This window comes from Micrococcus sp. KT16 (assembly GCF_003315015.1).
Classification (GTDB): Bacteria; Actinomycetota; Actinomycetes; order Actinomycetales; family Micrococcaceae; genus Micrococcus; species Micrococcus luteus.
In genome coordinates, this window is record NZ_QNRG01000001.1 from 127,954 (window position 1) to 141,053 (window position 13,100).

The 13,100-nt window shown below is 74.2% G+C and carries 13 protein-coding genes; 5 read left to right on the forward strand and 8 right to left on the reverse strand.

Features of this window, described 5'->3' with window-relative positions; all coding sequences use genetic code 11:
• Window positions 1-9: 9 nt before the first annotated feature.
• Window positions 10-537: an O-acetyl-ADP-ribose deacetylase gene (locus DE149_RS00565; RefSeq protein WP_113913776.1), complete on the reverse strand. Its 528-nt coding sequence runs from the start codon at window positions 535-537 to the stop codon at window positions 10-12.
• A gap of 56 nt (window positions 538-593) precedes the next feature.
• On the opposite strand from DE149_RS00565, the gene DE149_RS00570 reads away from it, so the two are divergent.
• The 3 genes from DE149_RS00570 (at window position 594) to DE149_RS00580 (ending at window position 4,194) form a co-directional block, all read left to right on the forward strand.
• Entirely contained in the window at window positions 594-1,031 is a 438-nt protein-coding gene (locus DE149_RS00570; protein ID WP_063190131.1) for a hypothetical protein, read from the forward strand.
• A gap of 65 nt (window positions 1,032-1,096) precedes the next feature.
• Complete coding sequence (locus DE149_RS00575) at window positions 1,097-2,356, forward strand: DNA recombination protein RmuC (protein WP_069941815.1); 1,260 nt, start codon at window positions 1,097-1,099, stop codon at window positions 2,354-2,356.
• A gap of 137 nt (window positions 2,357-2,493) precedes the next feature.
• Window positions 2,494-4,194: a DASS family sodium-coupled anion symporter gene (locus DE149_RS00580; RefSeq protein ID WP_113913777.1), complete on the forward strand. Its 1,701-nt coding sequence runs from the start codon at window positions 2,494-2,496 to the stop codon at window positions 4,192-4,194.
• Between the two features lie 126 nt (window positions 4,195-4,320).
• Here the strand turns inward: DE149_RS00580 and DE149_RS00585 are convergent, their stop codons facing one another.
• Window positions 4,321-5,427 carry a 4-hydroxy-3-methylbut-2-enyl diphosphate reductase gene (locus tag DE149_RS00585; protein ID WP_036340356.1) on the reverse strand — a complete coding sequence of 369 codons (1,107 nt, stop codon included), beginning with the start codon at window positions 5,425-5,427 and terminating at the stop codon, window positions 4,321-4,323.
• A 10-nt stretch (window positions 5,428-5,437) separates the two neighbouring features.
• Window positions 5,438-6,568 carry a hypothetical protein gene (locus DE149_RS00590; RefSeq protein ID WP_233490680.1) on the reverse strand — a complete coding sequence of 377 codons (1,131 nt, stop codon included), beginning with the start codon at window positions 6,566-6,568 and terminating at the stop codon, window positions 5,438-5,440.
• Window positions 6,569-6,759: 191 nt separating this feature from the next.
• Here DE149_RS00590 and xseA point away from each other — a divergent pair, with 191 nt between their 5' ends.
• Window positions 6,760-8,073 carry an exodeoxyribonuclease VII large subunit gene (xseA, locus tag DE149_RS00595; protein WP_113913778.1) on the forward strand — a complete coding sequence of 438 codons (1,314 nt, stop codon included), beginning with the start codon at window positions 6,760-6,762 and terminating at the stop codon, window positions 8,071-8,073.
• Window positions 8,070-8,357: an exodeoxyribonuclease VII small subunit gene (locus DE149_RS00600; RefSeq protein WP_036316619.1), complete on the forward strand. Its 288-nt coding sequence runs from the start codon at window positions 8,070-8,072 to the stop codon at window positions 8,355-8,357. The genes xseA and DE149_RS00600 overlap by 4 nt, the downstream gene beginning before the upstream one ends.
• 115 nt (window positions 8,358-8,472) lie before the next feature.
• On the opposite strand, the gene DE149_RS00605 is transcribed toward DE149_RS00600, so the two are convergent.
• The 5 genes from DE149_RS00605 to DE149_RS00625 all read right to left on the reverse strand — a co-directional run bounded on the left by DE149_RS00605 (window position 8,473) and on the right by DE149_RS00625 (window position 13,051).
• Window positions 8,473-9,057: a type 1 glutamine amidotransferase domain-containing protein gene (locus tag DE149_RS00605; protein ID WP_113913779.1), complete on the reverse strand. Its 585-nt coding sequence runs from the start codon at window positions 9,055-9,057 to the stop codon at window positions 8,473-8,475.
• Between the two features lie 127 nt (window positions 9,058-9,184).
• Window positions 9,185-10,102, reverse strand: coding sequence for a PPK2 family polyphosphate kinase (locus DE149_RS00610; protein WP_113913780.1), 918 nt, complete (start codon window positions 10,100-10,102; stop codon window positions 9,185-9,187).
• Window positions 10,095-11,333 (reverse strand): pyridoxal phosphate-dependent aminotransferase, encoded by a 1,239-nt coding sequence (locus tag DE149_RS00615; protein ID WP_041104371.1) that lies wholly within the window; start codon window positions 11,331-11,333, stop codon window positions 10,095-10,097. The genes DE149_RS00610 and DE149_RS00615 overlap by 8 nt, the downstream gene beginning before the upstream one ends.
• An 84-nt stretch (window positions 11,334-11,417) precedes the next feature.
• The gene (locus DE149_RS00620; RefSeq protein ID WP_113913781.1) at window positions 11,418-12,578 is read right to left on the reverse strand and encodes a glycine betaine ABC transporter substrate-binding protein; all 1,161 of its coding nucleotides are present in this window, start codon (window positions 12,576-12,578) and stop codon (window positions 11,418-11,420) included.
• Entirely contained in the window at window positions 12,575-13,051 is a 477-nt protein-coding gene (locus DE149_RS00625; protein ID WP_036381048.1) for an NUDIX hydrolase, read from the reverse strand. The genes DE149_RS00620 and DE149_RS00625 overlap by 4 nt, the downstream gene beginning before the upstream one ends.
• Between the last annotated feature and the right edge of the window lie 49 nt (window positions 13,052-13,100).

Sequence of the window (13,100 nt, forward strand, 5' to 3'; positions counted from 1 at the left end):
CGGAGGCGCTCAGGTGAGATGCTCGAGCGCCGCACGGAACGCGGCCTCCGCCGTCTCGCCGTAGGGCACGAACAGCACCTCGTCCACGGTGCCGCCCACCTCGTCCGCCATCGCGTGGCAGGTCTCGACGGCGATCCGCGCCGCGTCCTCCATGGGCCAGCCGTAGATCCCCGCGGAGATCGCCGGGAACGCGACCGTCCGGGCGCCGAGCCCGGCCGCCACCTTCAGGGACTCGCGGTAGCACGAGGCGAGGGTGTCGGACTTGTCGATCGTCTTGGCCCACACCGGGCCCACGGTGTGGATGACCCAGCGCGCGGGCAGGCGCCCCGCCGTCGTCGCCACGGCCTGGCCGGCGGGCAGCCCCTCCGGCAGGTCGGTCTCGCGCAGGCGGCGGCACTCGGCCAGGATCTCGGGACCGCCACGCCGGTGGATGGCGCCGTCCACGCCTCCGCCGCCGAGCAGGGTGGAGTTGGCGGCATTGACGACGGCGTCCGCGCGCGTGGCCGTGATGTCCCCGGGGGCGATGGTGAGCTGCATGGGCTCACGCTAGGCGCGGGTGGGCGCCGTCGGACAGGGCCGGTAGCCTCGGCCCCATGAGCACCCCGACGCCCACCGGACCGACCCCCACGCCTCCCGGCGGCGAGCTGCTGCCGCTGATCAGCCTCGCGGTGGAGCACGTGTTCGACACGCTCGGCCGGCAGTCCGTGTTCGCCCCGACGATCCTCGCCGTCACCGCCGACGGCCAGCGCGGCATGTGGGAGCACCCGGACCTCGAGCCCGAGCAGGCGGCCGCCACGGTCGCGAAGATCAGCCCGCGCCCCACCCGGGCGGTGGCCGTGTTCGACGGCGAGATCGAGACGGCGGACGGGCCCCGCCCGGCCGTCGCGGTGGAGGCCTTCGACGCCGCCGCCCTGGCCTCGACCCGCATGGTCTTCCCGTATCTGCCCGGCGTCGCCGCGGCGGGCATCGCCGCCCGCGTCGACGGCGACCCGCAGGTCGTGGCCAACGGCCCCAACCCGCTCTTCGGCTGAGCCGCCCACCACGACGACGGCGCGCCGCGGCCTACCGTGTCCGTGCAGCCTGCGAGGGTGGGGGCATGGAGATCCTCAGCCTGCTGCTCGCCCTCACCCTCGGACTCGTGCTGGGCGCCCTGCTGGGTGCGTGGCTCATGTGGCGCCGGGCGGCCGGCGGCGGTGAAGATGCCCGCCGGGCCCACGCCGAGCTGGCCGCGCTGCGCACCGAGCACCAGGGGGCGCGAGAGGAGCTCGCGGCCGCCCGGGCGGAGCAGCGCGCGCTCACGGCCGCGCGCGCCGAGGACGCCGAACGCCGACGCGCGGAGTCCCAGGTGATGTCCACGCTCGCCCCGCTGGGCCAGCGGCTGGCGGCCCTCCAGGAGCAGGTGAGCGTGCTGGAACGGGATCGGGCGTCCCAGTTCGGCCGGCTCGGGGAGCAGCTCCGCGCCGCCGCGGCCACGGACCGGGACCTGCTGAACCAGACCACGTCGCTCATGGCCACGCTCAAGTCCACCTCCGCGCGGGGCCACTGGGGCGAGGCGCAGCTCCGGCGGGTCGTCGAGGCGGCAGGCATGCTCCACCACGTGGACTTCACGGAGCAGGCCACGCTGTCCGGCAAGGACGGCGAGCGCCTCCGCCCGGACCTCGTGGTGTCCCTGCCCGGCGGCAAGGCCATGGCCGTGGACGCCAAGGCCCCCATCGGGGACGCGCTGGCCGCCGAGGCCCTCGCGGACGAGCCCGGCGAGGAGGCGTACGAGCGGCGCCAGGCGCTGGCCGCCCAGCACGCCGCGGCCGTGCGCCGCCACGTGGACCAGCTCTCCGCGAAGTCCTACTGGACCGGCCTCGAGCACTCCCCCGAGCTGGTCCTGTGCTTCCTGCCCGCAGAGTCGCTCCTGGCCGCGGCCCTGGACGCGGACCCCGGGCTGCTGGACCACGCGTTCTCGCGGAACGTCGCGCTCGTCGCCCCCGTCTCCCTCCTGACCGCCCTGAAGTCCGTGGCCTATGCCTGGCGGCAGGACACCCTGGCCGAGAACGCCCACACCGTGGTGGCCAGCGCGAAGGACCTCTACGAGCGCCTCGGCACGCTCGGCACCCACCTGGACCGCATGGGCGGCTCCCTCAAGACCACCGTGGACCGCTACAACCAGCTCGTCGGCAACGTCGAATCGCGCGTGCTCCCCGCCGCCCGGCGCCTCCGCGACGCCGACCCGGGCCTGGCCCCCACGCCGGACATCCGCACGCTCGAGTCCGCGCCCCGGCCCCTGGCCGCCCCGGAACTGGTCGCGGGCGTGGAGGAGGACGAGCTGCGCCGTCGTCGGCAGGAGTCGGCGCGGGAGGCGTGAACGGGGCCGGGCGGGGCCGGGCGGGTGGGCCGTCGCCGAGATGGGGTCGCCTTCTGGTGATCCAGATCACTTGATACGGTGAAACTCACAGAGAATTGCCAGGCCGCGCCGAGGGCCTGACTTGATGAGGAGGCCCCGTGGAGTCCCGATCGACCCCCCCGCCGAGCAACGTCAACGAGCACGTCTCCCGCTTCAACCCCCGAGCGGCCGCCCAGGAGTTCGAACAAGAGCTCTCCCCGGGCATGCGTGACGAGCCGCTGACCGGCGGCGAGAACGTCAAGCGCATCATCGGCCTCGTGGCCGGCCCCCTGCTCGCCGTCGCCCTGTTCCTGCTGATGCCGGGCGACCTCGGCGTCTGGCCCCGCCTCGTCGCCGCCACCGCCGTGCTCATGGCCGTGTGGTGGATGACCGAGGCCCTGCCCATCCCCGCCACCGCCCTGTTGCCGCTCGTCATCTTCCCGCTCGGCGTGCCCGCCGAGGAGTCCGACGGCGGCATCACCTTCGACGCCGTCGGCGCGAGCTACGGCAACAACATCATCTTCCTGTTCATGGGCGGCTTCATGCTCGCCCTGGCCATGCAGCGCTGGAACCTGCACCGGCGCATCGCGCTCGGCGTCCTGACGTTCATGGGCGCCAGGACCGTGAACCTCGTCCTGGGCTTCATGATCGCCACGGGGTTCATCTCCATGTGGGTGTCCAACACCGCCACCGCCGTGATGATGCTCCCCATCGGCGTGTCCATCCTCGTGCTCGTCCAGCGCTACGGCACGGACGACCCCCTGACCGCGGACGAGGCAGCGGACCGGGCCGACCGCCCCGCCGCGCCCGCCTCCGCGCCCGGCGAGGCTCCCACGCAGGCCGAGATCCGCTCCCTCACGAAGTCGAACTTCGGCACCGCGCTCATGCTCGGCATCGCGTACGCCGCGTCCATCGGCTCGCTCGGCACCATCATCGGCACCCCGCCCAACACCCTGCTCGCGGGCCACATGGCCGCCGAGCACGGCGTGCAGATCGGCTTCGGCCAGTGGATGCTGGTCGGCGTGCCGATCGCCGTCGTGCTGCTCTTCGCGTGCTGGTTCCTGCTCACCCGCGTGCTGTTCCGCCCGGAGATCGACGAGGTCCCCGGCGGCCGCGACCTGATCGCCACCGAACTGGCCCGCCTCGGCCGCATGAGCGCCCCCGAGGCCAAGGTCCTCGCCGTCTTCGTCCTCGCCGCGCTGGCCTGGATCACCGTGCCGCTGATCTCCGAATACGTCCTGGACCTGGAGTCCCCGCTGCTCTCGGACGCGGCCATCGCCATCGTCGTCGGACTCATCCTGTTCCTCCTGCCGGCCGGTGGCGGGGCCGGGCGCGGCGTGCGCCTCCTCGACTGGGAGGCCGCGAAGGACCTGCCGTGGGGCGTGCTCCTGCTGTTCGGCGGCGGCCTGGCCCTGTCCGGTCAGTTCTCCAAGTCGGGCCTGTCCACGTGGCTCGGTGAGCAGGTCAAGGGCTTCGGTGACATCCCCGTGTGGGTGCTCGTGGTGATCGCCTCCGTCGGCATCCTGCTGCTGACCGAGATGACCTCGAACACGGCCACCGCGGCCACGTTCCTGCCGGTCGCCTCCGGCGTGGCCCTGGGCACCGGCGTCGCCCCGCTCATGCTGGCCGCGCCCGTCGCCCTCGCCGCGACCTGCGCGTTCATGCTGCCCGTGGCCACCCCGCCGAACGCCATCGCGTACGGCTCCGGCTATGTGACCATCGGCCAGATGGTGAAGGGCGGCGTGTGGCTGAACATCATCGCCGCCGTGCTCATCTCCATCGCGTCGATGACCCTGCTCGTCTGGGTCTTCGGACTCTGAGTCCTGACCACCCGCCGGCCCGGAACGCCGAGGCCCGCAGACGCGCCGCTACGCCGGCGTCGTGACGGCGCGTCTGCGGGCCTCAACGAGGTGACGAGGGGCTCAGCGCGGAGTTGAGGGGTGCGCTCAGGCCTCGGCGGCGCGGCGGCGTCCGCCGAGGGCGCGCCCGTCGTCGCCCACGCGCTTCATCTCGGCGCGCAGCTCCTTGGGCAGGGAGAAGATGATGTCTTCCTCGGCGGTCACCACCTCGTCCACCTGCCCGTAGCCGTACTCGGCCAGCAGCGCGAGCACCTCCTGGACCAGCACCTCGGGCACGGACGCGCCCGAGGACAGGCCCACGGTGGCCACGCCCTCGAACCAGGACTCGTCCACCTGGTTGGCGAAGTCCACGCGCTCGGCGCGGGAGGCCCCGTACTCCGCGGCGACCTCCTTGAGGCGCACCGAGTTCGAGGAGTTCGCCGAGCCCACGATGATCACCAGGTCGCACTCCGGCGAGATCGACTTGATGGCCGCCTGCCGGTTGGAGGTGGCGTAGCAGATGTCGTCCGAGGGCGGGTCCTGCAGGTTCGGGAACCGCTCGCGCAGCACGGAGACGATCTCGAGGGTCTCGTCCACGGAGAGCGTGGTCTGGGAGAGCCAGATCAGGTTGTCCGGGTCCTCCACCTGGACGGTGCGGGCCTCGGCGACGTCGTTGATCACCGTGGTGTGCTCGGGCGCCTCGCCGAACGTGCCCTCGACCTCCTCGTGGCCGTCGTGGCCGATCAACAGGATCCGCTTGTCCTGCTTGGCGAAGCGCACGGCCTCGCGGTGCACCTTGGTCACGAGCGGGCACGTGGCGTCGATGGTGCGCAGGTTGCGCTGGGCGGCCTCCTCGACGACGGCCGGGGACACGCCGTGCGCGGAGAACACGGTCAGGGCGCCCTCGGGCACCTCGTCCAGCTCGTCAACGAACACCACGCCGCGCTCGGTCAGGGTGTCCACGACGTGCCGGTTGTGGACGATCTCCTTGCGCACGTACACGGGGGCGCCGTGGTGCTCGAGGGCCTTCTCGACGGCGACGACGGCGCGGTCCACACCGGCGCAGTAGCCACGGGGGGCGGCCAGCAGCACGCGCTTCTCACCGGACACGGGCGCGGCCGCCTCCACCTCCTCACGGGAACGACGAACGCGCGGGACCTGCGGCATCCCGAGGCCGACGGCGGACGGACGGGCGGAGACGGAGGGAGCGGACATGCCCTCCATGCTATCGGCCGGGACGCAGACCGCGCCCGGGCTTCGCCGCGGGCTCAGCGCGACGTGTCGTCGGCCGCGGTGTGGGAGCGGCCCACCGCGGGGGACCGTCCGCCCGGGCGGCACGGACCCGGCCACGCCGAGCGACCCCGAGCTCGGCCAGGGCCAGCAACAGGCCCGCGGCCAGCACGATCCAGCCCAGGGTGGTCAGGGTCTGGGGGTAGGAGGCGACGGCGGCCGCGAACGCCGGGCGGGCGGCCTCCTCCATCTGCTGGACGAACGCGGCCACCCCCGGGGAGGCCCCCTCGGGCGCCGTGAGGTGGACCGCGTCCGGACCCAGGCGGGCGCCGCCGATCAGCCCGCCGGCCAGGGCGACCGCACCCGCCACGGCCACGGCGAGACCCCGTCGCCCTCGGGGGGCAAGCAGCAGGGCGCCCACGAGCGCCAGCACGGACGCGGCGGCGGCCCAGCGCCAGTGCGCGGAGGCGTCCACCCAGCGGTGCACGGTGGCCCGGTCCGTGCCGGCCAAGGCGTCGATGCGCGCGTCCATGCGCAGCGCGGTGCTGTCCCGCAGGTCCGCGGCACGGTCGTACAGGGGCGCCAGCAGCGTGTCCGCGGCCCAGTCGCCGACGTCCGCGCCCACGATCCCCTCCAGCAGCGCCTGCGCGGGCAGGTCGAACCGGTCCTCGCGCAGGTCACGTTCGATGTCGCCCAGGGCGGCGGTGATCCCGGACTGCGCGACGGGACCGAACGTGATGGTCACGTCCGCGCCCGAGCCGGGCTCGTCGGCGCCCTGCGGGTCCTCGAGCTGGGCGAGCCAGGCGCGCCGGGCCTCGTCGGCGGTGTCGGACCAGCCCTGCACCACCTGCGGGTCGTCCGCCACGCGCTGGGCCAGCGGGCGCAGCAGGTCCTCGGCCGCCTGGGCCAGCGGGCCCGGCACCTGCTCGGGGATGGCGTCGTGCACGACGTCGTCGATCACCCCCGGCACGGCGGCGCGGACCTCGGGGTCCACGGCGACCTGCTCCGTCACCCCGCGCAGCAGCTCCGGGCGGTGCGTCGCCTCGTCGACGAGGGCGCCGGCCGTCGCGAGCACCGCCAGCAGGCCCGCCAGGGCCGCGACGAGGAAACTGAGAGTGGTGCGCATGGGGTCCTTCCATTCCGTTCCGTTCCGACCCCGTCGAGCGTACTGATCCCGGCCGGAGGTTCCCCGGTCTGGGCGCCCGACCGGGCCGGCGGCGGGTCCGGGGGACGCCCGGGCGCCGTCTTGCGCGTCCGGTGAGGGCGGTACGGTGGGCCCGTGCCCGGGCGGACCGGGCGCGGACAGGAGGGACCCGGATGGACCAGCCCGTGACCGAGGGCGCCTCGGCGGCGTCGGACGTGCCCGTCTCGACACCCGCCCGCGCGGGCGAGACCTCCGCTGAGCGGCCGTGGCCCCTGCGCCGGCTCTCCGAGAACCTCAAGGCCCACATCGAGCGCGCCCCCGCCACGTGGATCGAGGGCCAGCTCATCGAGTTCAAGAACAACCGCGGCAACGTCTACATGACCATGCGGGACCTCGAGGAGGAGGTCTCCCTGCCGCTCACCGCCTGGCGGAACGTCGCCATGACCCTGGACGGGACCGTCCAGCAGGGCTCCCGCGTGGTGGCGCGCGTGAAGCCGAACTTCTGGCTCAAGGCCGGGCGCCTGTCCATGACCGTGCAGGAGATGCGCCCGGTCGGCCTCGGCGATCTGCTGGCCCGTGTGGAGCTGCTGCGCCGGGCCCTCGCCGAGGAGGGGCTGACCTCCCCCGCGCGCAAGCGGCCCCTGCCCCTGCTCCCCCACCGCATCGGGCTCATCACCGGCCGGGACTCGGACGCGAAGAAGGACGTGCTGCGCAACACCCTGCTGCGCTGGCCCGCCGCCGAGTTCGAGATCCGCGAGGTCGCGGTGCAGGGCGTGGAGGCCCCCCGGCAGGTGGCGGCGGCGCTCGCCGAGCTCGACGCCGACCCGGCCGTGGACGTCATCGTCATCGCCCGCGGCGGCGGCGCGCTCGAGGAGGTCATCCTGCCGTTCTCGGAGGAGGCGCTGGTGCGCGCCGTGGCGGCGGCGCGCACGCCCGTCGTCTCGGCGATCGGTCACGAAGCGGACCGCCCGGTCCTCGACGACGTCGCCGACCTGCGCGCCTCCACGCCCACGGACGCGGCCAAGCGGATCGTCCCGGACGCGGCCCAGGAGGCCGCGGGACTCGCCGACGCGCGCCTGCGGCTGGCCGCGGCCGTCGAGCGCCGCGTGCGCGCCGAGGCCGAGGGGCTCGCGGCCCTGCGCTCCCGGCCCGTGCTGGCCCGTCCGCATGTGATGGTGGACACCCGGCAGGAGGAGACGGACCGGTGGCGCGAGCGCGGCCGGTCCGCCCTGGGCCACCGGCTCGTCCGCGAGGAGGACGCCCTCACACAGCTGCGCGCCCGCGTGCGCGCCCTGTCCCCGCAGCGCACCCTGGACCGCGGCTACGCCGTGGTCCAGCACGCCGGGCAGGTCGTGCGCGAGGCGGACCAGGTCGCCACGGACGACCGACTCGACATCCTCGTGGCGGCCGGGCGGATCGCCGCGGACGTCGTCGCGACGCATCGGACCACCCCGACCCCATCCCACGAGAGGACACGACAGGCATGAGTGAACAGGGCATGGAGCAGACGCAGGACGCGGGCCGCCCCAGCGGCGTGGAGGGCTTCACCTCCGCGGACGTCTCGGACGTGGCCCGGATGAGCTACGAGCAGGCGCGCGCCGAGTTGGTGGAGACCGTGGGGAGGCTGGAGGCCGGTGGCGCCGGTCTCGAGGAGTCCCTGGCCCTGTGGGAGCGCGGGGAGGCGCTGGCCGACCGCTGCCAGGCCTGGCTCGACGGCGCCCGCGCCCGCCTCGACCAGGTGCGCGGCGAGGCCGCCCCCGACGCCGACTGACCCCGCCCCCCACTTTCGTTCGGGAAACGGCGGCCTCCGCGGTGCTTTCGTTCGGGAAACGGCGGGGGCGGGGGCCATCGGCCCCCGCCCCCACGCGGCTTGCTCCCGACGTCGGTCAGGCGGTCTGGTCCTCGTGCTTGCCCTCGCCCAGCTCTTCCACGAGCTTGGCGTTGAAGGCGTCGAGGTCGTCCGGGGTGCGCGAGGTGGTCAGCCCGTTGTCCACGACGACCTCCTCGTCCACCCACTGGGCGCCCGCGTTCTTCAGGTCGCTCCGCAGGGACGGGTAGCTGGTCAGGCGGCGGCCCTCCACGACGCCGGCCTCGATCAGGGTCCACGGGGCGTGGCAAATGGCCGCCACCGGCTTGTGCTGCTCGAAGAAGGCACGCACGAACGCCTGGGCGTCCTTGTTGATGCGCAGGGCGTCCGCGTTCAGGGTGCCGCCCGGCATCACGAGGCCGTCGAAGTCCTCGGCCTTGGCGTCCTTCACCGTCGTGTTCACCTCGAAGGACTCGCCGTGATCCCAGTCGGACTGCATCGCGGTGATGGTGCCGGACTTCGGCGAGACGAGCACGGGGGTCGCGCCGGCGGCGATCACGGCCTCCCACGGGGAGGTCAGCTCGACCTGCTCGACACCGTCGGTCGCGAGGAACGCGACGGTCTTGCCGGTCAGCGGGGTGTTCTGGGCAGCGTTCTCGGACATGGGTCCACCTTTCGGATCGGATCCGGCACGCCTCTGCGGCGCCCGGTGTTCCCCATCAACTCACTGCGGCCCCGGGCCTGGCAAGGTCCGGCCACCACTTCCCCGCCCACCGCGACGACGGCGGCGCTCAGCCCGCCAGCAGGCGACGGCGGGCGGCCGCGACGTCGAAGTCGGCCTTCGGCCAGTCGAGCCCCATCCCCTCCACGGTCTCGATGATCAGCTGCTGCACCGCCAGCCGCGCGAACCACTTGCGGTCCGCCGGCACGATGAACCACGGCGCGTCCTCGGTGTCCGTCCGCTCGATCGCGATCCGGTACGCGTCCATGTACTGGTCCCAGTACGCGCGGTCGTCGAGGTCGCTCTCGCTGAACTTCCAGTGCTTCGTGGGGTCGTCCAGGCGGGCCAGCAGGCGCTCGGCCTGCTCCTCCGGCGAGATCCGCAGCATCACCTTGACGATCCGCGTCCCGGCGGCGCGCACGGCCGCCTCGAACTCGCGGATCGCCCCGTATCGCTCCTCCACCTCGGCCAGCGGGGAGAGCCCGCGCACGCGATGCACGAGCACGTCCTCGTAGTGCGAGCGGTCGAACGCTGAGACGAGGCCGGGCCGAGGCAGGTGCGGGCGGATGCGCCACAGGAAGTCGTGGGCGCGCTCCTCCGCTGTCGGCGCCTTGAACGCGTGCACGTGGACGCCCTGCGGGTCCATCGCCCCGATCACGTGGCGCATGATCCCGCCCTTGCCGGCGGTGTCCATGCCCTGCAGGACGACCAGCAGGGACGGCGCCTCCCCCTCGGGCGCGTCGCGCACCGACTGGGCGAACAGCAGTTCCTGCAGGTCGGCGAGCGCCCGGCCGCGCGCGGCCAGGTCCTTCTTGCCCTTCGCCTTGTCCCCGCCGTAGCCGGGCGTCGCGGCGGCGTCGACGTCGGCCGGGCCCCGGACCTCGTCCCCGCGGCGGGCGGCGAACAGCTCCCGGGCGGGGGCGCCGAAGACGCTGTCGTCGGTGGGGCGGGCGGGTCGGCCCGCCTCGGCGGCCGGGGTGTCAGCCATGGCGCTCCCTCCAGTCCTCGAGGAAGTCCTCGAGGCGGTCCAGGGCCACGTCCAGGTCCTTCACGCTGGGCAGCGTGACGAGCCGGAAGTGGTCGGTGTACGGGTAGTTGAACGCCCCGCCGTGCGAGACGAGGATCTTCTTCGCCCGCAGCAGCTCGATGACGAACGCCTCGTCGTCGTCGATCGCGTAGACCTCCGGGTCCAGGCGCGGGAACAGGTAGAGGGCGCCGTGGGCCGGCTGCACGGACACGCCGGGGATGGCGTTCAGGCGGTCCTGGGCGAGGTTGCGCTGCTCGAGCAGCCGACCGCCGGGCAGGACGAGGTCGTCGATGGACTGGTAGCCGCCCAGTGCCACCTGGATGGCGTGCTGTGCGGGCACGTTGGCGCACATCCGCATGTTGGCCAGCAGGGTCAGGCCCTCGAGGAAGTCGGCGGCCCGGTGCTTCGGCCCGGACACGGCCACCCAGCCGGAGCGGTAGCCCGCCACCCGGTATGCCTTGGACAGGCCGGAGAACGTCAGGGTGAGCACGTCGTCGGACAGGCCGGCGGCGTTGATGTGGCGGGCGCCGTCGTAGGTGATCTTCTCGTAGATCTCGTCCGCCATGAGGACGAGGTTGTGGCGGCGGGCGACGTCCACGATGCCCTGCAGCACGGCGCGGGAGTAGACCGCGCCGGTGGGGTTGTTCGGGTTGATCAGGACGATGCCCTTGGTGCGCTCCGTGACGAGGGACTCGATGTGCTCGAGGTCGGGCTCCCAGCCCTCCTCCTCGACGCAGCGGTAGTGCACCGCCCGGCCCCCGGCCAGGGTGGTGGCGCCGGTCCACAGCGGGTAGTCGGGCGAGGGGACGAGGATCTCGTCGCCGTCGTCGACCAGGGCCGTGAGGACCATGGTGATCATCTCGGAGACGCCGTTGCCGATGAACACGTCGTCCACGCCGATGTCCCGGATGCCCCGGGACTCGTAGTACTGCGAGACGGCGGTGCGCGCCGAGTAGATGCCCTTGGAGTCCGAGTAGCCCTGCGCGTGCGGCAGGTGCTGGTGCATCGCCGCCAGGACGGCGTCCGGCGCCTCGAAGCCGAACGGGGCCGGGTTGCCGATGTTCAGCTTCATGATCCGGTGGCCCGCGGCCTCCATCCGCTGCGCCTCCTCCAGGATGGGGCCGCGCACGTCGTAGCGGACGTTCAGCAGCTTGGCGGACTGGCGGATCTGGCGGGGACGCGGGGTCGGCATGCCCTCCATCATGGCACTCCCCGGGCGGTGTGCATCACAGTCGCGCTCGTGCGACGCGGGCCGGCGCCCCGCCTCCGTGCGGGCTCAGAACCAGGAGCCGCGGGGCACGAACCAGTCCTCAGGCGCGTCCTCCAGGCCATGGTCCACCAGCCAGTACTGCGCGGCCTCGGCGAGGGGAAGCGGGTCGGCGCCCGTGGTGAGCCGTTCGAGCTCCCGCAGGCCGTCGCCGTCGAGGGCGGACATCACCTCGGCGATGCGCCGCTCGGCGTCGTCATCCAGCGTCGCGGCGGAGCCGACGGCGGTCAGCCGCCCCTCCGGGAGCACGCGGCCGTCGTCCTCGAGCGGGACGAGCGTGTTCGCGTCGATCTCCGGATCCGTGTCGGTCAGCAGCGCGACCTGGGCCTCGTCCGCGACGACGGCGGCGCTCGGGTCCTCGGTGTCGGCCAGCCAGGTCTCGGGTCGGCAGCCGGCGAGCCGGTCCAGGCGGGCGCGCAGGGCCGTGGCCGCGTCCGGATCCGCCGCGGCGGTCAGGGGCGGGGGTGCGACGGCGGTGAGCGACTCGCACCGGCCGTTGAGGTCCGTGATCGACTCGAGCTCAAGCCGGGCCGCGGTGGTCTGGGTGACGACCGCGGTCAGGCGCAGCACGCCCGCCGACGAGGACAGCACCGCCGGGGCCTCGTCCTGCGGTGTCCCCGCCGCGGCCGTCTCCTCGGCGAGCAGCGTCTCCAGGACGCGTCCGGCCGCCGGGGCGTCGGCCGCGGGGTCGCCGACGGGCAGCGCGGTGGGGCTCGGGGCGGCGGTCGAGGCGGTGGCCGAGGGGGTGGGCACGGCGTCCGCGGACGTGCCGGCCTCCGTCCCGGTCGGCGTCGACGACGGCGTCGACGACGGGGTCGACGTCGGCGACGGCGGGGACGGCAGCGCCGCTGCGGGGTCGGCGGCGGCGGCCAGGGCCAGGGTGTCCACGACAGCGACCGTGTCCCCGCCGGCGGCGGACCACGCGGGCTGCTCCACGGCGACGCCGTCCTCGTCCGCCACGGCGTGGCCGTGCAGGCGCAGGTGACGGGCCAGGACCGCCGCGACGGCGCCCTCCAGGCCCTCGCCGCCGTGCACGACCGTGATCGGGGCGCCTGACGCGGAGGGCGTCGGCGGGGCGTCCGCCTGCCGCCCGCACGCCCCCAGGGCCAGCGACAGCACGAGGGCCGAGGCGGCGAGGGCCGCGGGGCGGCGGTGGGCGGGGCGGCTCACGCGGCCACCCCGGCACGGGCGAGCGCCTCGGTGACCCAGGAGGCGGTGCGCAGCCCGCTGAGCTCCGCGAGGTCGAACCAGCGCGCGTCCGTCGAGGATCCGCCGACCTCGGGGCGCAGGACGCCGCCCGTGATGCGGGCGGTGTAGAGGACCTGCACGGTGAGCAGCGGCAGCGGCTCGCCCCGCAGGCGCTTCTCCACCGGGATCGTCCCGGTCGTGACGCCCAGCAGGCCCGTGAGCTCGGCGGTGTGGCCGGTCTCCTCCCAGACCTCGCGCAGGCACGCCTCCTCCGGGCTCTCGCCGAGCTCGATGCCGCCGCCGGGCAGCGTCCACTGCAGGAACTCGGGCCCCTGCCACGAGCTGAGCAGGACGCGGCCGCCGTCCACGATCAGGGCGTAGGCGCCGGCGCGCGTCTGGAACGGGCCGGCGGGGTGCGCTCCGGCGGCGTCCGGGGCGGCGGGGGTGGTGCTCATGGCTGCGGGCTCCTGGCGGCGGTGGGACGGCCCGCGGCGGGCGACGCTG

Excerpts from the sequence above, each read along its gene's own strand:
- DE149_RS00590 (WP_233490680.1), bottom strand. The coding sequence starts at position 6,568 with ATGCGCACCACTCTCAGTTTCCTCGTCGCGGCCCTGGCGGGCCTGCTG.
- xseA (WP_113913778.1), top strand. The coding sequence starts at position 6,760 with ATGGACCAGCCCGTGACCGAGGGCGCCTCGGCGGCGTCGGACGTGCCC.
- DE149_RS00610 (WP_113913780.1), bottom strand. The coding sequence starts at position 10,102 with ATGGCTGACACCCCGGCCGCCGAGGCGGGCCGACCCGCCCGCCCCACC.
- DE149_RS00615 (WP_041104371.1), bottom strand. The coding sequence starts at position 11,333 with ATGCCGACCCCGCGTCCCCGCCAGATCCGCCAGTCCGCCAAGCTGCTG.
- DE149_RS00605 (WP_113913779.1), bottom strand. The coding sequence starts at position 9,057 with ATGTCCGAGAACGCTGCCCAGAACACCCCGCTGACCGGCAAGACCGTC.
- DE149_RS00625 (WP_036381048.1), bottom strand. The coding sequence starts at position 13,051 with ATGAGCACCACCCCCGCCGCCCCGGACGCCGCCGGAGCGCACCCCGCC.
- DE149_RS00585 (WP_036340356.1), bottom strand. The coding sequence starts at position 5,427 with ATGTCCGCTCCCTCCGTCTCCGCCCGTCCGTCCGCCGTCGGCCTCGGG.
- DE149_RS00570 (WP_063190131.1), top strand. The coding sequence starts at position 594 with ATGAGCACCCCGACGCCCACCGGACCGACCCCCACGCCTCCCGGCGGC.
- DE149_RS00575 (WP_069941815.1), top strand. The coding sequence starts at position 1,097 with ATGGAGATCCTCAGCCTGCTGCTCGCCCTCACCCTCGGACTCGTGCTG.
- DE149_RS00565 (WP_113913776.1), bottom strand. The coding sequence starts at position 537 with ATGCAGCTCACCATCGCCCCCGGGGACATCACGGCCACGCGCGCGGAC.
- DE149_RS00600 (WP_036316619.1), top strand. The coding sequence starts at position 8,070 with ATGAGTGAACAGGGCATGGAGCAGACGCAGGACGCGGGCCGCCCCAGC.